The sequence below is a fragment of the Balneolaceae bacterium genome (assembly GCA_034521445.1).
Taxonomy (GTDB): domain Bacteria; phylum Bacteroidota; class Rhodothermia; order Balneolales; family Balneolaceae; genus JAXHMM01.
In genome coordinates this window covers 72,404-95,393 of sequence record JAXHMM010000012.1, presented here as the reverse complement: position 1 = coordinate 95,393, position 22,990 = coordinate 72,404, and the positions used below count along the sequence as shown (strand labels likewise).

Here is a 22,990-nt window from a genome sequence, read left to right as displayed (position 1 = left end):
AATTTAATTCAAGCCCTCAACAATGGCATATCTACGTATAACGGGCCTTCGGTCCCCGTCCATATGCAGCGTGTGGATTTTCCCGTTTCGAACCAGGGCAACACTACCCGTCACGTTGTGATCGATAATGTTAACAATCGATCCGTCATGTTCAAATGCCCATAGATTGCGGTATTGGCCGTCACCGGCCCGAAAATGCACCCAGATGCGGTTCTGATCATCTACCAGGAACTGCTCAAGAGCGGGCCAATGGGTATGAAAAGTGGTATCGAAGGATTCCAGAAAATCAGGATTCGGGTACGAGTTCCGCACCGAATCAAACTGCGCTTCGGTAACCGGTGACGGCTTGAATTCCTGCTCAATGATGCTCTCGGAGGTCCCGCTTCGCGGATGATGCCGGCGGATACGGAACTCACCGGTCCAGGCAGAATAGACAAAGCTGTCGGGTCCCCTCCTAAAGAGCGACTCGCGGCCGAAAGGACGCGGGGTAATGCGGAGGCCGCCCGTGGAAGTGCGTCTTGCCATCAATTCGGACCCCGGGCCGGTCAGCAGCGGATTGACCTGCACCTCTCCCTCGCGGTCATAGGTAACGAGAAACGACGGGCGCTCTGTTTCAAGGTTTGCACCCTGCACTGGGGTTGAGAAGACGACACCGACCAGGCTGTCGCCCAACGCCCATGACCTGGTAGGGAGTCCCGTTGCTTCCGCGCACGTCTTGCGGGCGGAAGGTGAACTCATCCAGCAGCTCCTCGGTGCGGGCGTCCAGCCAGCTCACCCGGTGGGCTGTGCGGTCAAGTGCCAGGAGCTCTCCTTTCCAGAAGTCTGTTGATACCAGGTCCTGAAATTCCCCCGGTCCCCTGCCCTCCCGCCCGATGGCGCGCAGCAGCTCACCCCCGGGTCCCAATACCTTGATGTGCCCGTAATAACGGTCGCTGACATAAATGTTGCCGGAAGTGTCAGCGAGGATATCTCCCACCTCGCCAAATTGCCATTCGCCATGCTCCCGAATTACCAGTTCCTCTTCAAGCGTATGGTAAATTGCCGGGTTCTGGGCTGCCGCCAATCCGAACGGCATGACAAGGATCGTCAGGAATAGGCCCCATGCAAGCCGTAGCGAATGTATTCTCTTCCATGACAGGTCTATTGGTTGGAGATTCCCTCTGTGTTCAAGTACCGCGGAGAGCGGTGTCCTTACAGTTGGGAGAGAGAGGCCGGGTGCATGTGCCTGCAGGTCACGAAGAGACAGCCTACGCCGGCTCGGCCTCCTGTTTGCTGGGCTCCTTGCCGTAGTTGCGCACCACGTAGTCGTCGAGGATATCGCGGAAGCGCTTGCCTATGCCCTCGCCGCGCAGCGTAGTAAAATGCTCGCCGTCCATGTACACCGGGGCTTTGGGCTCCTCGAAGGTGCCGGGCAGGGAAATGCCGATGTTGGCGTTGCGCGACTCGCCCGGCCCGTTGACCACGCAGCCCATGACGGCCACGTTCATCTCCTCGACGCCGGGATAGACGTCCCGCCAGATGGGCATCATTTCGCGGAGGTAGTCCTGGATCTCCTGGGCCAGCTCCTGGAAATAGGTGCTGTTCCGGTGCGGCCGCAGCCTGGGCAGGCGGTGACCTGCGGGATAAAGCTGCGAATGCCGAGGGACTGCAGGATCTGCTGGCAGACGCGCACCTCTTTGGCGCGGTCGCCGCCGGGTTGGGGAGTGAGGGATACCCGGATGGTGTCGCCAATGCCCTGCTGCAGAAGCACCGACAGGGCCGAGGTGCTGGCAACGATGCCTTTCATGCCCATGCCGGCCTCGGTAAGTCCCACATGCAGGGGATACTCCAACAGCTCGGCGATGCGCTCATAGACTTCCACCACGTCCTGCACGTGCGACATCTTGCAGGAGATGACGATCTTGTCGGAGGGAAGTCCCACGCTCTCGGCCAGTTCGGCTGAGCGGCGGGCGCTCTCCACCATGGTGTCCAGCATTACCTGCTTGGACGACTTGGGTTTTTCCCGCTTGCTGTTGGCGTCCATCTTGTCAGCCAGCAGCTGCTGGTCGAGCGAACCCCAGTTTACGCCTATGCGCACCGGCTTGTCGTGCTCTATGGCCTGCTCTACGATGGTGCAGAAGTTTTCGTCGCGGGTCTTGGTGCCCGTGTTGCCGGGGTTGATGCGGAATTTGGACAGCGCGGCGGCGGCCTCGGGGTACTTGGTTAGCAGCTTGTGGCCGTTGTAGTGGAAATCGCCCACAATGGGCACGTTTACATCGTCCTCCAGCAGCCGCTCCTTGATATGGGGGACCGCCTTCGCCGCATCGTCGTTGTTGACGGTAATACGGACGATCTCCGATCCCGCCGCATGCAGGTGCTTGATCTGCTCGACAGTGGCGTCCACGTCGGAGGTATCGGTGTTGGTCATCGACTGCACGACGATGGGCGCGCCTCCCCCGACGGGTACGTCGCCCACCATCACCTGGATGGATTCTCTTCGCTGGATATCTGGCATGGAATGCTGGGTGTTGCGTGAATTCAGAAATTACCGCGGGGCCGGTCCGTCCCGAACCTCATTGCCTCTTGCTCAGTTCAAAAAGTTTTCTCTTCTCCTCCTTGGTAAGTCCGTCGTAGCCCTCCCGGGAAATCTTCTCCAGGATGGTGTCCAGTTCCGTCTCATCCTCCTCTTCCAAAACCTCTACGTCGCTTACCGAGTACATGTTCTTGTTGCGGGACCCGCTCCCCCCTCCCGCCTTCGAATAGATGCCCTTCAGGCGGTACCAGAATCGTTCAATGGGTTCCACAAGGCCGCCCAGGTGAAGTCCCTGACGCTGGTATTTCATCAGCAGGTAGCCGGTGGCGGCCCCGCCCAGGTGGACGGCCTGCGCGGTGTTGTCGTTACCTCCCAAGAGCAGAATATTCAGCGCGATCATTCCCGCCACAATGTAGCGCGCCTCCACGGGCGGCAGCAGGAAGAGATGGATGGGCATGCGGGGATAGATCATGGCGAAGGCCACCATCACACCGAAAACCGCGCCCGAGGCGCCGATGACATAGACAATGCCGAAAATCTGCGCCAGCAGCACGTCCAGCAGAGCACCGCCGATACCCGCGCCGAAATAGATGACTGTAAGCGAGCGCGGACCCAGGGTTTCCTCCACCGCGCGCCCCATCCACCAGAGCCAGAGCATATTGAAGATCAGGTGCCAGCCTCCGGCGTGGAGAAAGGTATAGGTAATCATCCGCCAGGGCTGAAAAAGGCGGTCTGCCACTCCGGGTAGAAGGCGAAGGCGCCCACCAGGTAGCTCTGAACGGCCGAGCCTCCGAGTACCTCCAGCAGGAAGACCACCACGTTGATGGTGATCAGCAGGCGGATGGCTACGGGCATGTTATAGTAGCCCCGCTTCAGGGAGTCTCCGAAAGATTCGTTCTGGTACATGAATGAAATTCTGGTTCGTCCTTCAAAACACCGGAGATACAGCTATAATTTCCTTGCTGAACCGTACAATAGCAACTGCCGGCGGGCTTCCGGTAGCGTGTATCCGGAAGGGCTAGTCAGTAATAGGAGTCCTCGCTTTTGAGTCCCCAGTACCGAATAAGAATATATCCGAACAGCATGCCGCCAAGGTGGGCGAAATGGGCGATACCCGAATTGGTGCGCATCACGCCGCTGATCAGCTCAATGGCCCCGAAAATCGCTACGAAATATTTGGCCTTGATCGGAATGGGCGGAAGAGCAGCATGATCCGGCGTTCGGGGAACATCATACCGAAGGCCAGCAGAATGCCGTAGACCGCGCCCGAAGCGCCCAGGGTGGGAGCGCCTCCCCCGCCGATGGCCATATGGGTAATCGCCGCACCTATGCCGGTAATAAAGTAGTAGACCGTAAACCGCCGGGTCCCCCAGAAGTTCTCGATGGACTGCCCGAACATCCAAAGGGCGAAGAGGTTGAAAATGATATGCCCGAATCCGGCATGCAGAAACATATAGGAGACCAGCTGCCAAAACTCGAAGCGTCCCGATCCCAGGGGCCAGAGGGCGCCGTAGTAGAAGAGGTACTCCTGGATCATGGGAGTGCTCAGCCCCACGAATACCAGTACGTTGACAATGAGAAGATGCTTTACAGCCGGGGGAAAAACCGAAAAAGAGGTGTTCGGGCTGTAGTTATTGGCTTGGTAGCTCAATGCTCTGCGGACTTGATTGGGTTTGGGTCACCTGTACAGGTATATACGGTATTTACTCAAATTGTTGCGCCGAGTCCCTGCGGGCGTCATTGGGTCGGCACCGGCCTGCGGTTTGCCCAGGCATGCTATGCCCGGAGCAACCGGTTGGCTGCCGTGAAAATACAGGATATCTCCATTTTTTCCGAAAGGATCGGACATCGGGGGGGCGAAGAGGAAGGCGATCGGCAGAACTCGGTCAGGCGGTAGCGGCCGTGGTGTCCGGAATGGTGAACTCCACGCCCTCCAGCACGGGATCCTCGATAGGCTCATCGCTCTCGATCACCCCGTCACGAAGCCGGATGATGCGCCGCGCATGTTTTGATATTTCATCCTCATGGGTCACCAGCAGAATGGTGTTGCCCAGGCGGTAAAGCTCCTCGAGCAGCTTCATGATCTCCTCCCCGGTCTTGGAGTCCAGGTTTCCGGTGGGCTCGTCGGCCAGTATGATGGAGGGATTATTGACCAGGGCGCGGGCGATGGCAACGCGCTGGCGCTGTCCACCGGAAAGTTCGTTGGGCTTGTGGTCAAGACGGTCGCCCAGACCCACTTTGCGAAGGGTTTCGGCGGCCCTTTCCTTGCGCTCCGAACTGGATACGCCCGAATAGATGAGCGGGAGCTCCACATTGGCCATGCAGTCCGTGCGGGGCAGCAGATTGAAGGTCTGGAATATGAAACCGATCTCCCGGTTCCGTACTTCGGCGAGTTCGGCGTCTTCCAGACTGCTCACATCCTGACCGTTAAGGATGTAGGTTCCCGATGTAGCCGTATCGAGACATCCGATAAGATTCATAAGGGTGGACTTACCCGAGCCGGAAGGCCCCATGATGGCAATGTACTCGTTTTCCATCACATCGAAGGAGACGCCGTCCAGCGCCCGCACTTCTGTGTTGCCCATCATGTAGAAGCGTTCGAGGTCGCGTACCTGGATCATTGCGTTGGACATGGGCTGCCTTTAGTTGCTTGCCACTATAGTTTGAATGCCGCCGGTATTGCGGACGGTCACGTTGTCACCGTCCTCCAGCTCCTAGAGAGTACCCGGTAGCTTCCGATGACGATTTCCTCGCCAGCTTCCACGCCAGATAGAATTTGAATATGAGTGTTGTCGCTGATGCCGGTTTCCACCGGCTTGCGAACCGTGCGTCCGTCCACCACGGCGAAGACCACCTTGCGCAGGTCCTCGTCGGGAATGACCATGCCGCTGTCCACCGAACTGCTGTCAGAAGAAACGGCTGGGCCGCTCGAGTTCCCATTTGCAGCGAAATCCCGGACTGTAACAGCCTGGATGGGAACCGAAACCACATTATACACCGTATTGGTCTCAACATCCACCGTGGCCGACATGCCCGGCTTAAAGTCGGGCGTGACGCCACTTTCGGGAACTTCTGGGGTGGTCTGCTGGACCATCTCACTGCTGCCCGTCATGTCAAGGTTGTGGGGGGTGATCACGCGGATCTTCACTTCGTAGTTGGTGACCTGCTCGGCCGTGCCGGTGCCCGTGACCTCGGCGGAGTTGGCGATTTCAGTGACGATGCCCTTAAATACCCGCTCGGGATAGGCGTCCACTTCGATGTTGGCGGTGTCGCCCACCGTTACCGTAACAATATCGTTTTCGTTCACCTGAACCTGCACTTCCATCTGGTCCATTTTGGCAATGCGCATCAGCTCGGTGCCCACCGATTGCGTGTTGCCCAATACGCGCTCACCCTCCTCCACGGCCAGCCTGCTGATGGTACCGTCACGCGGGGAACGGATAATGGTTTTCTGAAGCTCCTCCTTGGCCTGTTCCAGCTGGGCCTCGATACTCTGTACCTGATACTGGGAGGCCTGGAAATTAGCTTGCTGGGCCTCGTAGGCCGTCTTGGCCTGCACATACTCAGTTTCTGAAATGGCATCCTGTTTATAGAGCTGGCTCTTCTGCCTGTGCACCAGTTCCGCCTCTAAAAGACCGGACCGCGCCTGCTCCAGGCGGGCTTTCTGCGTCAGCAGGGAGGCGTTGATCTCGTCGATGCGTGCCTGGTCAGATGTCGGGCTTGATCCGCATCAGCAGGTCGTCCCTGCGCACGTAGTCACCCTCCTTGACCGGAAGCTCGATGATCTCCCCGGAGACTTCCGGTCGCCAGGATTACCTCCACCTCGGGCTGGATCTTTCCGGAAGCGGACACCTGCTGGGTTATGGTTTTTAATTTGGCTTCGGCCGTCTCAACAGGGACACCAACTTCTCCCCCGCCTATCCAGCCCATGGAACGTGCCAGCACGGCACCGGCCCCGAATACCACAATGATTATCACCGTAAATATAATCAGCTTACGGGTGCCCGATTTTTCTTTGTCATATCTTGCCCTCGTTGTTTGCCCTAATCGTTTCCGATCAGTTCTGAAGTTGAATGTCGGTGTCCATCTGTCCCAGGTAGTACTCTAGAAGCTGTTCCTGGAAGATAAGACGATAAAGTGCATTGGCATGGTCCGCCTGTGCCTGAGTGTAGCTTTGTTGCGCGCTGCTCAGTTCGATAAGGGTACCGGCCCCCACGTTGTAGCGCTGCTGCTGGGTCTCAAAGGAGCGCTGCGCAGCGCGCAGGGCAACCGATGAGGATTGAAGCTGTTTCCGGTAAGAAGTGTAGTCGCTGTAGGCCTGACGAACCTCCTCCATTACACCGTAGCGTTGGTTCTCCAGGCTAAGCTGGGAATTCTTATAGGTGACCTGCGCCTGCTGCACGCTCAACCGCGTGTTCCAGTTGCTGAAAATGGGAATGTTGACGCTGAAGCCCACGGAACGGCCCACACGCTGATCGAAGAACTGGTCGCCGAAACCGACGATAATTTGCCGGGGCTGTCCGTTAATCACCTCCAGGCCCCGGTAGAGATCCTGGTAGGAACTCCCGAGTGAAAAACTGGCCGAAATACTAGGGTAAAGCGACCAGCGGGCCATCTGCAGGTTGTATCTGTTGGACTCGATAGTCTGGCGCTGGGCCTCCAGATCGGAGCGTGATGCCAGGGCCTGCTCGGTAAGCTCCTGCAGGTTATACTGCCGCGGTGTTACATTCTCCTCGTTGATGTCGGGTATCTGGAATTCAAAGGAGCCCGTGGGATCGAGCTGAAGTGTGCGGATCAGGGTAAGCTTGCTCTGCTCCAGGGTGTTCTCCCGCTGGATAACCGTAAGTTCGTTGGTGGCCACCGTCGCCTCCTGGTTGTACTGGTCGACCTGGGGAACGGATCCCACCTCCACCTGGGCCGCAACCTGTTCAAGCTGTTTCTGGGAAGTTTCCAGGGTCTGGCGCGCGATCTCCAGCAGCTCCTTGTTTTGCCAGCACCTGCAGGTATTGCGAGGCTGCATTGAAGATAATGGTCTGCTTGATACGCTCCAGGTTGGCTTCCTGGCTCTCCCGGCTCGATTCGCTTTGTCGAAGGCTCAGAATGTTGTTAAAGCCCTGGAAGATGGGCATACTGGCGCTGATCGACCCGTTGATGGAATTCGACATGCGCTCCTCGTACCTGAGGGTAATGTTGTTGAAGGTCTGGCCCACACTGCGGTTCCCGCTGAAACGCGCGCTGATACTAGGCAGAAAGTCGGCCTTCTCACCGAATACACGCTGATCAGCCAGGTCCAGGTTGTTGCGGGCCTGCTTGAGCTGATAGTTGTTTTCGACGGCGATGTCGACGGCCTCCTGGAGGGTGATAATCTCCTGAGCCTTGGCGGAGGTTGCCCACGACCAGGCAGACGAAGAGCAGTAGTATCCCTTTTCGCATAAATCAGTAATCCTATTCCGGGGTTTGAATTCGTGCTCTTACACGAATTAAGAATTCAATAGTTACGGGATCTGCACGAAAAGAAATGTAAATTGACGTAAGTGCAGGTAAAGGTAGAGAAGTCCTTCTGAAGAAGGTGCAGGTAGGTCAACAGGCCTGCGTTCAGCTACTGCGGCGCTACTCCTCCTCGGAGTCGGATGCGCCCTCCATCCCGCCCAGGGCCTTATCCTCGAGAAGTTCCTCCAGGTAGTCGCCGGCGAATCGGATGGCCTTCTTGGTAGCCAACCTCCTCAGTTCATCAAGCAAGGCGTCGGAAATGCCGCGGCCGGATGATCCGCTGCGGCCGCCTTCCCGGCTTCTCCTGCCCTCATGGCCCAGCAGGAAGCCGAGTAGCACCGACGCTCCCAGTGCAGGGAGTGGATATTTACCGATGAGACGGTCGGGAGAGAAGGAACGGGATACCTCAGAGCGTACGCCGTCTACATTTTGGTCCAGTTCGTGCTGGATCTGTTCGATCTCAGCCTCCAGCTCCTTCTTCTTCTGTTCCAGTTTGTCGAGTTTTTCAGCCATTTAAAGTCTTTAAAGTCTAAAAGTCTGTAAAGTCTAAAAGTCGGGGAGTCGGGGAGTCGGGAAGTCAGGTGTCGGGGTTGTTTTCGGCGGGAAGCCTCTGCTGATGTTCGCCCTTCTCCTCCGGGCGGTCGTACAGGGCACGCAGAAGTTCGTTTTCAAACTGCTGACGGAATTGTGCGCTTCAAAAGAGAACGCGGTTGAAAGTACAGGATCAGTCCCCCGAGCGCAAGCAGCGGTAGAGAAACCGGCGCGTATAGCCCAGGCTGGGATTTCCCCAGTAGACTGCCCAGCCAGATAGCCAGGGCGATAAGCAGAAAAACCACACCCCCGATAAGCAGCATGATGCCGGGGTCATCGCGTTCGCATGCCGCCAGGCAATCCGAGATCGCCCATATGCTCGCCCGCATTTAACATGAGATAGCTCCACGCGCTTCTCCACATCAGCGCCTTCATGTCCGAAGCAAGCGACCTGAGCCGCTCGGAAAGACGGCGAGATATCTCTTCACGCGGCATGGGCTGAGTCTTCTGGGCTAAAGAGTTTGCCAATCACATAGCCGGCGAGCAGGCCGATAGCTATGCTGCGGAAGGGATGTTTGCGTATACTGTTTTTCGGCAACGCATGCCAAGCTCGTCCAGTCGCCGGGCGAACTCCTCGTCTTCGACCAGGGCTTCGAGCCCCATCGAAGGCATCGCTCGAGGCGGTCGTTTTACGTTTTCCAAGTATCTCGTCGTTCATCAGGTTATTTCCTTGTTATCTGCAGGAGTGCGCTCTCTTAATTACGCTCTTAATAATAAGGAAATAAAACCAAAACTTATGCACAAGACCTCATTCGTAGCGCAGGCTCTCGATGGGATCAAGACGCGAGGCCTTGTAGGCGGGATAGACCCCGAAGACTACGCCGATAAGAAGCATCCCGAAAAAGCCCATGCTCACGGCCCAGAGCGGGACCACCGGCTCGGTCTCAATCCACAGGGCCATACCGTTGCCGGCAAGTATGCCCACAGCCATGCCGATGATGCCCCCGATCTGGCAGATAAAGACCGCTTCCAGCAGGAATTGGGAGACGATGGCGCTGCGGGTGGCCCCCACCGCCTTTCGTATTCCGATTTCTCGGGTGCGCTCGGTAACCGACACCAGCATGATGTTCATCACGCCGATACCCGCCCCGAAAAGGGTGATGCCGCCGATTACAAAACCGATAATGTAGAGAATGGCTGTGAACTGATCGAAGGTGCCTGCCAGGGAATCATTGGTTTCGATCTCGAAACTGTTCGGTTCCCCGGCACCAACCTTGCGGATCACCCGCAGCGCCCCGGTGATTTCGTCGATCGCATCAGGTATCAGGTCCATGCTGGGTGCTTTTACCTGAATATTGATGTTCCGGTTTCCCCCATACATAGCGATACCGGTGGTGTAGGGAATGATCACCAGTCCATCCATGGAACTCCCCATTACGCTACCCTTGGATTCCAGCACCCCGATCACCCGGAACTCCTGTCCCTCCACTCGCACTGATTTGTCTACCGCCCCCTCCACCGGAAACAGTTCATCCCTGATTTCACTGCCAAGCAGTACCACCTTGCGACGGTTTTGGATCTCCTCTCTGGTGAAATTCCTTCCGAATTCTAATTCGTAGGCGTTGTTGTTCAGGTAATTCTCATTGCTTCCCACGACCTGCATTGTGGGATCGGTCTCCCGATCGCCGTAAGAGATCACGGCAATACCGGTAAAGAACTCCTCCGGACTCACATCTCCAGCCAACCGGAGCCGTTCTTCCAACTCCTCCGAATCCTCAAACGTCACATAGGCGCGGTTGCGGACACTCTCGTCTATCTCTCCCAACTGAATAGAGGGAGTACGGGTAATGTTGATCGCATTTCCGCCCATCATACTCATGGTGTTCTGGAAGAAATTGTCCAGCACCGCGACGGCGGTTGTGGAGACGATCACGGCGAACACGCCCACCACCAGCGCAAGCAGCGTAAGCGAAGAGCGCAGCTTGTTGGCCTTCAGGGAGTCATAGGCCTGCAGAAATGCCTCTTTCAAATTCATGGGAGCCTACTCGTATCTCAGGGATTCAATGGGGTCCGATTTGGCGGCGCGGTACGCGGGGATAAACCCGAAGGTTAGTCCCACCAGCGAACAGAGCACAAAGGCGAAGAGCACCACGCTCAGGTCGATAGTGGCCACAAAGATCTGGTTCAGCACCAGGCTGATAGGCCAGGCCAGCAAGAGTCCTACCAATCCTCCGAGCAGGCACATGACGATGGCCTCGATGAGAAATTGGTAGAGAATCTCCCAAGACTTGGCCCCCACGGCCTTGCGAATACCAATCTCCTTGGTACGTTCGCGCACGGAGACGAACATGATGTTCATCACACCAATTCCTCCGATGACCAGTGAGAGGGCTGTCAGCGCTCCACCAACCAGGTAAAGCCCGTTCTTGAAGGCGGCCAGCTGTTCTTCGAAGGCGGCTGGTTCGTTAATGCTAAAATCATTCGGCTCGGTGGCGTCCAGCTGGCGGACGCGCCGCATGATCCCTTCCACTTCGTACTTGCCCTCCTCCATAGCAGCCTCACTTGGGAATTTAACGCCGATTTGCAAGCCGCTGCGCAATCCAAAAATCTGCCCGTAGGCCGAAATGGGAACCGTGGCCCGGCGGTCCATGTCGGCCAGTCCCAGGAACATGCCCTGCTTTTCAATTACCCCGATCACCAGGAATTTTTGTCCCCCCACGCGAATCTCCTTGCCCAGGGCCACTTCGGTCTCAAAAAGGCTCTCCTTGAGACTGGCCCCCAGTACGGCCACCTTCGCACCCCTGCGCACCTCTTCGGCCGTAAACAGTCGTCCCTCGGCCACGTCCAGACCGGCCGTGTTGAAATAACTCTCGGTGACGCCGGCCAGGAAAACCCCTTCGGCGCTTCGTTCACGGAAACGTATGCTGGTACCCCGCGCCGCTGCCGCGGAGACGTAGCTGGCGTAGCGGCTGGCCTCGTCGATCTCCTCCACATAGTCCAGTCGCATGTCCCGGCGGTTCGTATACTCCCACCACTTGTAATCAGGGCCCTGGTTCCACGGCTGCTTTTCTACATAGACGACGTTATGTCCCAACATGGCCATGCTGCGGTCGAACTCCATGTCCATACCGTTGCTGATGGCATTCATAAGCGTAACCATCACGATGCCGATGATAATACAGAGAGTCGTCAGCACCGAACGCGTCTTGTTGATGCCCAGAGCGCGAAAGGAGATCTTCATCCCCTCCCAAGTACTGTTGAATACGCGTGCAAATTTCGACATGCCCGATAATTTTTTAGTAAACTAATGGCCCTGTTACGTAAGATTCCAACCTGCGTTGCAGAATAATTTGAGCATTTACGGTTTTTCACATTCACGGAAGTACCAAAACGCCCGGCTATGACCTCATTGGACATTCTCGCGTTCGCCGCCCATCCCGACGATACGGAACTCTGTTGCGGAGGCACCCTGGCCAAAGCCTGCCGGCAGGGCCTAGCAGTGGGGGTGGTGGATTTCACCCGGGGCGAGATGGCCACCCGCGGCACGCCGGAGCAGCGAATGAAGGAGGCCGAAAAGGCGGCCGGCATCACCGGCCTGAGCCTGAGAGAAAATCTGGGACTGCCCGACACCGCTTTTGAAAACAGCCCGCAGAACAGGGAGAAGATCATCCGCATCGTACGCGCCACGCGACCGCATGTCTGCCTGGCAGGTGCGCCGGAGGACCGCCACCCTGACCACGGACGGGCCACCCGAATGGTGCTGGACGCGCTCTTTCTTGCAGGACTCACCAAGATGGAGACGCGTGAGGCGGACGGAGAGACGCAGGAGCGCTGGCGCCCCTCCCATGTGCTGCACTACATGCAAGACCGCCCCTTCGAGCCTGACCTGGTGGTGGACATCTCCGACACCTTTGAGGTGAAGCGCGAGGCGCTGCTGGCTTTCGAAACGCAGTTCAACGTAAGCGATCAGGACGGGGATCCCGGCTCCTATATCTCCAGCGAGCGCTTCTTCAAAGGCGTGGAGGCGCGGGCCCGTCACTACGGGCATCTCATCGGGGTTACCTACGGGGAGCCATTCAAGTACCACAACGGACCGGTGGCCCTCGATTCCCTCACCCCCTTCATGGAAATTTCTAGCGAGAGATAGCCGGTTCCATGCCTGTGATGCCATTGTGAATGGCTGGAATCGTTGCCATCCAACCATTTTCCAGGCATTTCTCTCACCCATTCGAGATGGCATCACAGGCATGGATACCGAACGTAGGAAGCCGCAGGCCTGTCCGGAGATTTCCATCTTAGGCGGGTGGGGAATCAAGTTTAAAAATGAATAGGCAGGCAACACACCAGCCGCCACAAATGGAAATCCCGGACAGGCCAGAGGCGTCAACCCCGGAGTTCCTCATCAGTAAAATGCCCCCGGATCCCTTCCAGCAGAAAAGCGTGCACGGAGGGATTGCCCGCCACGATGCGCTCGCTGAAGAGCCAGCCGTCCCCTCCCTCCCAGTCGGTGACCACCCCGCCGGCCTCCTGCACGATGAGCGCACCTGCGCCCACGTCCCACGGGTTCAGGGCATACTCGTAAAAACCGTCAAAACGGCCCGCCGCCACGCAGCAGAGGTCCCACGACGCGGCGCCCGGCCGACGGATGCCCTGGGTGCGGTGCACCAGCCACTCGAAAAGGCGCAGGTAATTGGAGAAAAGGCTCATGTCGTTGTAGGGAAAGCCCGTGCCCACCAGCGCATTTCGCGGCTCTTTCACCGCAGATACGCAGATCTCCTCCCCATCCAGACGGGCCCCCTCCCCGCGCACCGCGCTGAAACACTCGCCGCTGTTGATTTCAAGGACCAGGCCGAGCTGTGGCTGCTCGTTTTCCCAGAGGGCCACCGAGACGCAGGAAACTGGAAAGCCATGCGTGAAGTTGGTCGTGCCGTCGATGGGATCGATGAGCCATGTGCGCCTGTCGGGAAGCACGGCATCCCCGGAGGTCTCCTCCGCCATGACCTGGTCGTCGGGATAGGCCTCACGCAGGATCTCCAGAATCTTCTTCTCGGAGGCCAGGTCGGCGTCGGTGACAAGGTCGTTGCGCCCCTTGAAATCCACCTCGTAGTGGCGCCCGTCCCGGTAGGAACGCACGATGCCGGCCGCCTCCCCTGCGGCCTTTTTTGCGATTTCCAGGTCCCGTGAATAGTTGCTCATTCCTCGCGCTCGTGTTTCATCTTGTATTCAAAAACCTTGTCGGATGACGCCTTCACGGCATCGCTGTCCGGGTCTTCGAAGAGTTCGTCGGGATGGGAGCGCATATAGAAGGTTCGCTTGTTCTGCAGCTCCATTTTGGTATTAAGCACCGCCTGGCGGTCCTCCACCTCCTCGTCGGCCAGCTTATCGGTGAGCTCATTGATGGATCGCACAAAAAAGTCCAGGTGAAAAAGCCGAAGGGTGGACTTGGCCACCCGGTAGGGATGGCGGTTGGGATCGATCTTTACGCCGGTCTTCTCGTGGTGACGCTCGCTGATGGAGTGGCGCTCCATGACTACCTCACCCAGGAGTTTGGGATAGGGTTGCTCGCGATTGGAGTAGGCTTCCACGGAGATCTCCTCCTCCTCCTTGTACCGCTCGATGATGTCATCGTAAAAAGCCCGCAACTCCTCGTCCTGGAACTGCTTCTCGTTGCAGTAGGATCCGATGTACGCCACCATTTCCCTCCCCTCGCTCAGCATGAGCCGGATGAGGGTCTTCTCGTAGTTGGGGCGCCTGGGCGGGGGCGCAGGGCGCCCTTCCCGGGGCGGCGCCGACGAGCGACGTTCCTCAAACGCACGGGTGTGACGGTCAGGCAGTTCGCTGCCGGTATCGGGAGCGGAGGACTCGCGTCGGGCACGCATTTTTTCGCGGCGCCGGGCGCGCGCCTCCTGCTCGGCCAGTTCCTGGCGGACCTTCCCGAGCTCCTCAAAGAGGGCGCGGTCGCCCACCTTCACCAGCTTGTTCAGGTGCTGAACAAAGGTCTCCCTTCCCACGGGATCGGGCATATGGGCGATGCTGCGGAGCGCCTCCGAGATCACCTTCTTCTTGGCGGAAGGGTCCTCCCACTTCCCCTCGGCCTGGGCCTTGTGCACCAGGTAGGAGACAAAATCCTCGGCCCCCTCCTTTTTTAACTCGTGGAAGGCTTCCTCTCCGAACTGCCGTACGAAGGAATCGGGATCCTCGCCTTCGGGCAGCTCCAGCAGCTTTACGTCCAGCCCCTCAGACAGGGCGATGTTGATGCCCCTCTTCATGGCGGCTACACCCGCCGAGTCGGAGTCGTAAATCATGGTGATGGCCTCCCCGTAGCGGTGCAGCAGTTTTACCTGCTGGGGAGTGAGTGAGGTACCGCTGGAGGCGACCACGGGAATAACGCCGTGCTGCTGAAGGGAAATGACATCAGTGTATCCCTCCACCAGCAGCACCTCGCCGGTCTTGCGGATCTCGTTGCGGGCGAAGTTCACCCCGTAGAGCACCTCGCTCTTGTTGTAGACGCGGGTCTGCGGGGAGTTGATGTATTTGGCGGCCTTCTGGTTGCCCAGCACGCGTCCCGCGAAGGCGATGACCTTGCCGGAGGGATTGAATATGGGGAACATCAGGCGTCCGCGAAAGGTATCGTAGAAGCCCTCTCCCCTCTTGGACGGCTTGATGAGACCGGCCTCACGCAGGTACTCTTCGTTGATGTTGGAGCCGCGGGCTGACTCCAGCAGGCTGTCGCCTCCGGCAGGCGCGTAACCCAGGCCGTAGGTTTTCATGATCTGGCGGTTGTAGCCGCGCTGGTGCAGGTACTGCCGGGCCTGCTCGGCCTCCTCCGATTCCAGCAGCTGCCGGTAGTAGTAGACCCCAGCGAAGCGCAGGGCGTGGTAGATGCCCTCGCGCAGGTGGTGCTCTTCATCGTGCTCGGGTTCCTCCTGCTTGGGGAGGGAGACCCCGTATCGGTCGGCCAGGGTGCGAAGGGCTTCGGTAAAACCCACCCCCTCCATTTCCATCACGAAGTTGAATACGTCGCCGGACTCCCCGCAGCCAAAGCATTTGTAGATTCCCATATCGGGTGTGACGTGAAAAGAGGCCGTCTTCTCGTCGTGGAAGGGACAGAGTCCCTTCCAGCTTCGTCCCGAACGCTTCAGCTTGACGTAGTCGCCCACCACCTCCACCAGGTCGGACGCCTCACGAACCTCCTCTTTCTTGTCGTCGGGAATCATAGGTTAATGATACTATATCTTCGGCTTTAACACGAATGGGGCGTATGTTTTTTTGACCGTGCCCGGACCGGACAACCGCCCACCATTCCGGTGCCCCGCCCATCCCTTCGGACTGCAGCCCTGAAGAGCGTTTCCCACCCTGCCCCCCTTTTGGCAAATCATCCTGTTGTCGGTATATTCCGACCGACATTTTTTAATGGCAATGCGTAACAGAGGAAAGGGTTCATGAGCGTTCTTGTAGGAAACAATACCAGGCTGGTAGTTCAGGGCATTACCGGAAGCGAAGGAAGCTTTCACGCCGGACAGATGATTGAATACGGCACTAACGTGGTGGCCGGCGTGACTCCTGGCAAGGGGGGACAATCCCACCACGACCTGCCCGTCTATAACACGGTGGCCGACGCCGTCCAGAACGAGAACGCCAATACCTCCGTCATCTTCGTGCCCCCCGCCTTCGCCGGCGATGCCATCTCCGAGGCGGCCTTTGCCGGCATTGAGGTCATCATATGCATCACCGAAGGCATTCCGGTCAGGGACATGATCGTGGCCAAACAGATTGTGAACAGCCATGGAGCCACCCTTATAGGTCCCAACTGTCCCGGCGTGATCACTCCGGACGAAGCCAAGATCGGCATCATGCCCGGCAGCATCTTCACCCCGGGCCGGGTGGGACTCATTTCGCGCTCGGGTACCCTCACCTACGAGGCGGTCGACCAGCTTACCAAGGCGGGACTGGGACAGAGCACGGCCATCGGCATCGGAGGCGACCCGGTCATCGGCACCACCCACACCGACGCTGTGAAACTTTTCCAGGAGGATCCCGACACCGACGCCATCGTGCTCATCGGCGAGATCGGGGGATCGGCCGAGGAGGAGGCCGCCGCCTACATACAGGAGCACGTGGACAAGCCCGTGGTGGCCTTCATCGCAGGAAGCACCGCCCCTCCCGGCCGCCGTATGGGACACGCCGGCGCCATCATTTCCGGGGGACAGGGTTCGGCCGCAGACAAGAAAAAAGCCCTGCGCAGCGCGGGCGTGACGGTGGTGGACAGTCCCGCCGAGATCGGCATCACCCTCAAGGAGATGATCAGCTGAGATGGCCTCCTTCCTGCTCGGCTTCGGGGTAGGCTCCGCCCTTGCGGCCTTGGTGTACTATTTCTACCCTTCCGAGCGCTCCCTCGTGCCGCCCAAATACCTTTGGGCGCTCTCGGTTACCTGCCTGCTGGCCGCCCTGGTGGTCTACCTGTTGGACTGACCCTTCCGTCACCTGCCCGGCCGAATTTTAGGGAGTCAGGCGCATTCAGCCAGGGAAGCCCATTCCTGAGCAGAGGTGCGCGCAGCACCGGCATGTTGTAATGCCGCCTGGGATAACGGTAATAGAGAAGTAAAGGGCCTCCTCCGGACACGTGTATACCCGGCTCCAGGCCAGGGCGAATGAGCTCCGCCCCATACGGGTCTCTCTGACCCGGTACCTCGGTAGAATCGGCCGCGCCCGTCAGCCGCCAGGAGGCTGCCGTGTCCGGCAGCCTGTCCAATTTGGCGTAGGAAGTGCCGTCCTGCGCCGCAATCTCCGGCGTGATGCACAAGAGCATGGACAGGAACAAGGAGAGTGCGAGTATTGAAGTCCGTTTATACATGGTCGTTTCTATTTCTATTCGTATTACCCGCTGATACAACGGCATTTCCCCTCCACTATTATTACCTAGACGATCCGGTCCGGATCGCTGAAGTCGGGTACCTCGCCGCGGTAGCCGAAAAGCTTTTTTAGCAACTTTACCTGCCACTCCGACTGGTTGCGAATGTACCACTGGTCGGCCGCCCGACGCGCGCCCAGGCCGTAGGTGGGATAGGGATGGATGGTGTCGGCCATCTGACGGAGGGAAATTCCGTTTTTCTTGGCCAGGGCGTACTCCGAGACAATCTCCCCTGCGGCGACTCCCGCGGCCCCCGCGCCCAGGATGGTGCCGCTCCACTCCTTGGCGCAGACCTTGATCAGGCCCTCCCCGGCCGATTCGGTGAGGGCGCGGTCTACTTTCGAGTAGGGGAATCGGTAGACTTCAAAGGTCTCGCCCCGGCGCAGCAGCTCCGCCTCGGTGGGACCCACCTGTCCCACCTCCGGCTCGGTGAAGGTTACATGCGGCACGTGCTTGCGATCCATCTTCATGGGCAGTTTCAGCAGCGCATGGGTCACCGCCACCTTGGCCATATGCTCCGACATGTGGGTAAACTGGTACTCCCCGGTCACATCCCCGCAGGCGTAGATATGGGATATGCTCGTGCGGCAGCGCTCGCCTACCTTTATGCCCTTCGGTCCGTAGTCCACCCCCGCGGCCTCCAGGTTGAGGGTCTTCGTGCGGGCACTACGGCCCGCCGCCACAAGCAGGCGGTCGGCCTTCAGCTCCCCGCCTCCCTCGAGCCGCAGGAGGACCTCCCCTTCACGGCCGGGCGCCACGCCTTCCACCGCAGCGCCCCGGCGAAGGTCCACCCCTTCGGATGCCAGCCTGCGGGCCAGTACCGAGGAGAACTCCGGGTCGTCCCCGGCAAGGATATCATCCTGCTGTTCCAGCAGACTTACCTCCGAGCCCAGGCGTCGGAAGGCCTGGGCCATCTCGCAGCCGACGGGACCGCCCCCGATTACCGCCAGGCGCCCCGGCAACTCCCGCGATTCAAAAAGGGTGTCGCTGGTAAGTGGATCCACCGCCTCCAGTCCTTCCACGGGCGGGAGCAGGGGCTCCGACCCGGTGCAGATAAAGATGTAGCGCGCGCTCAGGCAGCGCACCTCCCCTTCCGGGGTGCGTATCTCCACAGCATACGGACCCGTAAAGGCCGCCTCTCCCCGGATCACCTCGATGCCCAGGGCCTCAAAATGCCGGGGGTGGTCGGCCTCCTCGTAGATCTCCTCGCGCACCCGGTGCACGTGGTCCACGATCTTTCCAAAACGCACCTGCGGCTCGTCCTGCAGCTCGATCCAGCCGCTGCGGACAGCCTCACGCATGCGCTCGATGCTCCGGGCGGCATGAAGCAGGGTCTTGCTGGGCACGCAGCCTGTCCAGGTGCAGTCTCCCCCCAGCCGGCCCGCCTCCACCAGGGCCGTGCGTGCCCCGAAATTGGCGGCGATGCCGGCAGCGGTAAGGCCAGCGGCTCCCCCGCCGATGACCAGTGCGTCCACGTCGTATGTCGATGTCATAGGATAGCCGGTTGATAATGAATCTGGCGAAGCTATATTATAAGGCAGAATGCCGTCCAAGAGAAATAACACCATGAAACGTTTCCTGTACCCCTCCCTTGTGCTCCTTTTGCTCATCAAGCTGGTCACGAAGCTCTCGCACGGCATGGGTATCCCGGCCCAGGCGGGCGAAACGGCCGCCTATCAGGCCGGATTTGCGACCGGCTACCTGGCAAGCTTGGTGCTGATTGCCCTGGCGGCGGCTGGCCTGGTCTGGGAGAGCTGGCGCCTCTGGAGCGACGCCGCCGGTACGGCCTCCACCGACGGCTGATGAGGGTCATTCGCACACTTGCGCATGCCCGGCAAATCAGCTAGCTTGGGGTTGCTCCGAACGGACCCATGATCAAACAGCATTCCGCCATATCCCTTCTTTTCATCGGGCTGATAAGCCTCAGTCTCAGCCTGTCCACGGTCCACTCGCACAGCGCCATACAGGCCAGCGTGCACGAGAGCAACCACCCGGGCATCGAGCACAGTGTCGAGAAGGATTTTTCGCACTGCCCTATTTGCGCCTATATTCAGAAGGTCCAGCTCCCCCCTTCTGTTTCGGTTCCCTTCCCCGGGAGCGACAACCAGCACACGCTGCTGGCTGATTCCCACCAGCTCAGCGGACCTTTCCAGCTTATCCTGAGAGGACGCTCCCCTCCATTCGGCTCAGGTCAATAGCATTTCCCACTACCCCCTGCCGGGTTTCATTGACAATCCTCTATGCCCGTTCATCCGGCCAGAAGGCCAGGGCTGCCCGGCGTAATCTCTATATAGTTGAGCCATGAAATTCTCTACCAATAACCGCATTACCCTTACTGTACTTGTGCTGCTTACCACCGTTGCCGCCTGTTCCAATCCTGCCGACAGCGAGGAAGAGCACCACGAAGAACCCGTGGGCGCCGTGCTCATGCTGAACGGCGAGGAAATCGCACGCTACGAAAACGGCCAGGTGACCGGCGGCATTACGCTGAACGAAGGCGAGGAAACGGCCCTCATATCCATCTTTTTCCTGTCGGAAGACGGGGACCAGTTCCAGCCCGATGAGCCCGAATACTCCCTGAACTTCGATGTGGAGGATCCCACAGTGGCTGAGGTCGAGCAGCATGACGAGGACGGCAAATGGCGCTTCCACGTGCACGGAGAAGCGGCCGGCACCACCTCCATTGTGTTCAGTCTCTACCACAACAATCACTCCGATTTCGACACCGACGACATTCCGGTCGAAGTCAACTCCTGAGACACATCTTCACGGGGGAGGGTCAAGCCCTCCCCCATTATTTACCCGGAGTTCCCATTACTCCTTACCGAAGATCTCCCATGATATACCGATCGCTTACCCTTGCTCTGCTGATATGCTTTTTTGCATGGCCGGCCGCAGGCCAGCATACCGCCGTTTCTGAATCTCAGACTGCCGGCCACATCCGGGGGATTGTATTCGACCGCGACACGGGTGAACCCCTGGGATTCGTCTACCTGCACCTTGAGGAGGCCAGCAGGACCGCTACAGCCCGCGCCGACGGCACCTTCCGCATTCTGAACGTACCTCCCGGAAGCTATACCCTCACCGCCTACCGCATCGGCTACCGTACCCAGAGCCGGCAGGTGGACATCCCAGATTCCGATACGCTCCGAATAGAGCTTACCCTGCAGGTATCCCCCCTGAGTGCCGGTTCGGTAGAGGTCACCGGGGACCGGGGCCGGGCGGAGGGTTCCGGTATTGCCCATGCCTCCCGCCGGCTCTACGGCAGCGAGCTCCGCAAGAACCTGGGCGCCACGCTCGCTGAGACGATGGAGGACCTGCCCGGGCTCAGCTCCCGTTCCATGGGCTCCGCCCCCTCGCGTCCCGTACTCCGGGGGCTCGGCGGAGAACGCCTGCTTATCCTGCAGGACGGGGAACGGACGGGCGACGTTTCTTCCCAGTCGGCCGACCATGCGGTGACGGTCGACCCCATGGCCGCCGAGCAGATCGAAATCGCCAGGGGACCCTCAGCTCTCGCCTACGGGTCCAACGCCATCGGCGGGGTGGTCAATGTGGTCCGCAACCAGATCAGTCCCGAGCTGCCGGACGGTTTTTTCGGTACCCTGAGTCTACAAGGGGAGACCGTCAACCGGGGCCGGGCCAGCGGACTGGAAGCAAGTTTCCCGCTGGGCAACTTCTCCGTGCAGGTCGACGCCAACCTGCGGGGCACAAGCAACGTGCGCACGCCGGAGGGCACGCTGTCCAATTCCGGGCTGCTGACCTCCAGTAATGCGCTGGGTGTCAGCCTGGTCCGCCCCTGGGGCTATGCGGGAGGGGCGGGCAGCGTCTACCTCTCCCGTTACGGCATACCTCCGGATCCCAATGGCGGACACCCCGACGGTGTACATATAGAGATGCACAAGATGCAGCTGGACGGACGCGGAGAACGGTTCATGGATGAGCGCTTCTTCCATACGCTGGAATGGAACGTATCCCATAAGAACTATTACCACCGGGAAATCGAATCGGGTGGCGGCATCGGTACGGAGTTCGGGCTGCTGACCACGAACTTCTCGGGCGAGCTTCGCCATGGCAGCCACGGACTTCTGGAGGAGGGCAGCATCGGCCTGTGGGGAGAGCAGCGGGACTACGCAGTTAACGGGACCAATACTCCCAATTCCGTCTCCTCCGCACTGTCGGCCTACTGGATCGAAACAGCCCGGACCGGTTCCCTGCACTGGGACGCCGGCCTGAGGGCCGATTACGTGCACACCTATCCCGAAGAGGAGAATACCGGTTCTGCCATTGGACACATCCGTTCGAGAAGCTTTGCCGCGCTGGCCAGCTCGCTATCGCTCACCTGGCATGCCGCCGACCACTGGCAGCTTGGCGGCGTATTCATGCACTCCTTCCGGGCCCCGTCCCAGGAAGAGCTCTACTCCGAAGGCCCGCACCTGGCCTCTTATTCCTTCGAAGTCGGGAATCCGGACCTGGAGGCGGAACGGGGGATGGGAAGTGAGCTCTTCCTGCGTTACGAGATGAATGCGACAAGCGCTGACCTTAGCCTCTACCATAACCGCTTTCCCAACTATATCTACCCACGCAACACCGGCAGGCAAAGCAGTCGCTTCCCCACGCTTGACGTCTATCAGTTTACGGGGGTTCCTGCACGCTTTACCGGTGCCGAGTTTGGTTTTGAAACCCCCCTCTCACCTCGGCTGGCCTTGAGAGCCTCTGCCGGCTATACCTTCGCCCGCAGGGAGGCGGACGCGGCCGGGGAACCGCACGGGGGAAACGAGCATTGGACCCCCCTGCCCATGATCCCCCCCCTGAAGGGATCGCTGGAGCTGAGGTATGCTGCGGGTGGTTTCCAGGCAGCACTGCGCACGGATGTGGCAAACCGGCAGGACCGGACGGGAGAATTTGAAACAGCGACGGACGGCTACTTGCTCGTCGGAGGCTCGCTTCAGTACCTGTTTGATACCAGCGGTCTGCTGCATGCCCTTTCTTTAGATGTGGACAACCTGCTCAACACCGCCTACCATAGCCACCTTTCGCGCATCAAGGAGCTGGTGCCTGAGCCTGGCCGGAACGTTTCCCTGCTCTATCGCGTCTATTTTTAAAAGGAGACTGCATTTCCGAACCTGCAGCCTTCTTGCGGTCCAGGTCTAAGACCAATACCTTGGAGCAGGTGGTTTCATGTTTAATGACGGTCTACGAACATATGTCGTACCGATCTTCATACTTTCCATGGGGATTCTGCTGTCCGCCTCCACGCTCCACTCCCATGACCACCTGAGCTGGCACCACCCTTCCAAGGGCGTCGATACGGGACAATGCCTGACCGTAGACACCGACCTCTGCCCCATTTGCGCCAAGATTTCCAAGATGGACCGGCCATCGGTCGGATCTACCCCAATCCCCTTCGCCGTTTCCGCGTGGCAGCCGCCCGCCATTGATCGCTCAGCTGTCGTATCCCCGGTTTGCCTCCCGCCTGCCAGGTCTCCGCCTGTCACCGTCTAGACAAACGGCCCATCATCCCCCGTCCCCGATTCCATCCGTATGTC

Annotated in this window: 27 protein-coding genes; 7 read left to right on the top strand and 20 right to left on the bottom strand. The window is 59.1% G+C overall.

Going from position 1 to position 22,990, the window contains the following annotated elements; translation table 11 throughout:
* Positions 1-3 precede the first annotated feature (3 nt).
* The 17 genes from U5K31_13055 to U5K31_12975 form a co-directional block, all read right to left on the bottom strand.
* Positions 4-672 carry a hypothetical protein gene (locus U5K31_13055; GenBank protein MDZ7773649.1) on the bottom strand — a complete coding sequence of 223 codons (669 nt, stop codon included), beginning with the start codon at positions 670-672 and terminating at the stop codon, positions 4-6.
* Positions 614-1,075: a hypothetical protein gene (locus tag U5K31_13050; GenBank protein ID MDZ7773648.1), complete on the bottom strand. Its 462-nt coding sequence runs from the start codon at positions 1,073-1,075 to the stop codon at positions 614-616. The genes U5K31_13055 and U5K31_13050 overlap by 59 nt, the downstream gene beginning before the upstream one ends.
* Before the next feature lie 172 nt (positions 1,076-1,247).
* A complete protein-coding gene (locus U5K31_13045; protein ID MDZ7773647.1) occupies positions 1,248-1,529 on the bottom strand; it encodes a flavodoxin-dependent (E)-4-hydroxy-3-methylbut-2-enyl-diphosphate synthase in 282 nt (93 codons plus the stop codon).
* A complete protein-coding gene (gene ispG, locus U5K31_13040; GenBank protein MDZ7773646.1) occupies positions 1,526-2,494 on the bottom strand; it encodes a flavodoxin-dependent (E)-4-hydroxy-3-methylbut-2-enyl-diphosphate synthase in 969 nt (322 codons plus the stop codon). The genes U5K31_13045 and ispG overlap by 4 nt, the downstream gene beginning before the upstream one ends.
* 58 nt (positions 2,495-2,552) lie before the next feature.
* Positions 2,553-3,221, bottom strand: coding sequence for a rhomboid family intramembrane serine protease (locus U5K31_13035; GenBank protein MDZ7773645.1), 669 nt, complete (start codon positions 3,219-3,221; stop codon positions 2,553-2,555).
* On the bottom strand, positions 3,218-3,418 hold the full coding sequence (locus U5K31_13030; protein ID MDZ7773644.1) for a hypothetical protein: 201 nt from the start codon (positions 3,416-3,418) through the stop codon (positions 3,218-3,220). The genes U5K31_13035 and U5K31_13030 overlap by 4 nt, the downstream gene beginning before the upstream one ends.
* Positions 3,419-3,534: 116 nt before the next feature.
* The gene (locus U5K31_13025) at positions 3,535-3,642 is read right to left on the bottom strand and encodes a hypothetical protein (protein MDZ7773643.1); all 108 of its coding nucleotides are present in this window, start codon (positions 3,640-3,642) and stop codon (positions 3,535-3,537) included.
* 35 nt (positions 3,643-3,677) lie between these two features.
* The gene (locus tag U5K31_13020; protein ID MDZ7773642.1) at positions 3,678-4,163 is read right to left on the bottom strand and encodes a rhomboid family intramembrane serine protease; all 486 of its coding nucleotides are present in this window, start codon (positions 4,161-4,163) and stop codon (positions 3,678-3,680) included.
* 235 nt (positions 4,164-4,398) lie between these two features.
* Positions 4,399-5,145 carry an ABC transporter ATP-binding protein gene (locus tag U5K31_13015; GenBank protein ID MDZ7773641.1) on the bottom strand — a complete coding sequence of 249 codons (747 nt, stop codon included), beginning with the start codon at positions 5,143-5,145 and terminating at the stop codon, positions 4,399-4,401.
* Positions 5,146-5,201: 56 nt separating this feature from the next.
* Complete coding sequence (locus U5K31_13010; protein MDZ7773640.1) at positions 5,202-6,167, bottom strand: efflux RND transporter periplasmic adaptor subunit; 966 nt, start codon at positions 6,165-6,167, stop codon at positions 5,202-5,204.
* Positions 6,168-6,219: 52 nt separating this feature from the next.
* Entirely contained in the window at positions 6,220-6,294 is a 75-nt protein-coding gene (locus tag U5K31_13005) for a hypothetical protein (protein MDZ7773639.1), read from the bottom strand.
* Positions 6,295-6,569: 275 nt separating this feature from the next.
* Positions 6,570-7,532 carry a TolC family protein gene (locus U5K31_13000; protein ID MDZ7773638.1) on the bottom strand — a complete coding sequence of 321 codons (963 nt, stop codon included), beginning with the start codon at positions 7,530-7,532 and terminating at the stop codon, positions 6,570-6,572.
* Positions 7,441-7,851, bottom strand: a complete 411-nt coding sequence (locus tag U5K31_12995) for a TolC family protein (GenBank protein MDZ7773637.1) — start codon at positions 7,849-7,851, stop codon at positions 7,441-7,443. Before U5K31_12995 ends, U5K31_13000 begins: the two co-directional genes overlap by 92 nt.
* A gap of 271 nt (positions 7,852-8,122) precedes the next feature.
* Positions 8,123-8,515, bottom strand: coding sequence for a hypothetical protein (locus U5K31_12990; protein MDZ7773636.1), 393 nt, complete (start codon positions 8,513-8,515; stop codon positions 8,123-8,125).
* A 502-nt stretch (positions 8,516-9,017) separates the two neighbouring features.
* Complete coding sequence (locus U5K31_12985; protein MDZ7773635.1) at positions 9,018-9,251, bottom strand: hypothetical protein; 234 nt, start codon at positions 9,249-9,251, stop codon at positions 9,018-9,020.
* 90 nt (positions 9,252-9,341) lie between these two features.
* Positions 9,342-10,568 carry an ABC transporter permease gene (locus U5K31_12980; protein ID MDZ7773634.1) on the bottom strand — a complete coding sequence of 409 codons (1,227 nt, stop codon included), beginning with the start codon at positions 10,566-10,568 and terminating at the stop codon, positions 9,342-9,344.
* 6 nt (positions 10,569-10,574) lie between these two features.
* Positions 10,575-11,816, bottom strand: a complete 1,242-nt coding sequence (locus U5K31_12975) for an ABC transporter permease (protein ID MDZ7773633.1) — start codon at positions 11,814-11,816, stop codon at positions 10,575-10,577.
* A 117-nt stretch (positions 11,817-11,933) separates the two neighbouring features.
* Between U5K31_12975 and bshB1 the strand changes: the two genes are divergently transcribed.
* Entirely contained in the window at positions 11,934-12,680 is a 747-nt protein-coding gene (gene bshB1, locus U5K31_12970) for a bacillithiol biosynthesis deacetylase BshB1 (GenBank protein MDZ7773632.1), read from the top strand.
* 236 nt (positions 12,681-12,916) lie between these two features.
* On the opposite strand, the gene U5K31_12965 is transcribed toward bshB1, so the two are convergent.
* Together U5K31_12965 and dnaG are read right to left on the bottom strand one after the other, a co-directional pair.
* On the bottom strand, positions 12,917-13,729 hold the full coding sequence (locus tag U5K31_12965; protein ID MDZ7773631.1) for an inositol monophosphatase family protein: 813 nt from the start codon (positions 13,727-13,729) through the stop codon (positions 12,917-12,919).
* On the bottom strand, positions 13,726-15,750 hold the full coding sequence (gene dnaG / locus U5K31_12960; GenBank protein MDZ7773630.1) for a DNA primase: 2,025 nt from the start codon (positions 15,748-15,750) through the stop codon (positions 13,726-13,728). Before dnaG ends, U5K31_12965 begins: the two co-directional genes overlap by 4 nt.
* A 225-nt stretch (positions 15,751-15,975) precedes the next feature.
* On the opposite strand from dnaG, the gene sucD reads away from it, so the two are divergent.
* Together sucD and U5K31_12950 are read left to right on the top strand one after the other, a co-directional pair.
* On the top strand, positions 15,976-16,845 hold the full coding sequence (gene sucD, locus U5K31_12955; protein ID MDZ7773629.1) for a succinate--CoA ligase subunit alpha: 870 nt from the start codon (positions 15,976-15,978) through the stop codon (positions 16,843-16,845).
* A 1-nt stretch (position 16,846) separates the two neighbouring features.
* The gene (locus U5K31_12950) at positions 16,847-17,005 is read left to right on the top strand and encodes a hypothetical protein (protein ID MDZ7773628.1); all 159 of its coding nucleotides are present in this window, start codon (positions 16,847-16,849) and stop codon (positions 17,003-17,005) included.
* Between the two features lie 447 nt (positions 17,006-17,452).
* Here the strand turns inward: U5K31_12950 and U5K31_12945 are convergent, their stop codons facing one another.
* Entirely contained in the window at positions 17,453-18,937 is a 1,485-nt protein-coding gene (locus U5K31_12945) for an NAD(P)/FAD-dependent oxidoreductase (protein MDZ7773627.1), read from the bottom strand.
* Between the two features lie 73 nt (positions 18,938-19,010).
* Here U5K31_12945 and U5K31_12940 point away from each other — a divergent pair, with 73 nt between their 5' ends.
* The 4 genes from U5K31_12940 to U5K31_12925 all read left to right on the top strand — a co-directional run bounded on the left by U5K31_12940 (position 19,011) and on the right by U5K31_12925 (position 22,546).
* Positions 19,011-19,247: a hypothetical protein gene (locus tag U5K31_12940; GenBank protein MDZ7773626.1), complete on the top strand. Its 237-nt coding sequence runs from the start codon at positions 19,011-19,013 to the stop codon at positions 19,245-19,247.
* Positions 19,248-19,315: 68 nt separating this feature from the next.
* Positions 19,316-19,642, top strand: coding sequence for a hypothetical protein (locus tag U5K31_12935; protein ID MDZ7773625.1), 327 nt, complete (start codon positions 19,316-19,318; stop codon positions 19,640-19,642).
* Between the two features lie 103 nt (positions 19,643-19,745).
* Positions 19,746-20,201, top strand: coding sequence for a hypothetical protein (locus tag U5K31_12930; protein MDZ7773624.1), 456 nt, complete (start codon positions 19,746-19,748; stop codon positions 20,199-20,201).
* 80 nt (positions 20,202-20,281) lie between these two features.
* A complete protein-coding gene (locus tag U5K31_12925) occupies positions 20,282-22,546 on the top strand; it encodes a TonB-dependent receptor (protein ID MDZ7773623.1) in 2,265 nt (754 codons plus the stop codon).
* The last annotated feature ends 444 nt before the right edge of the window (positions 22,547-22,990 follow it).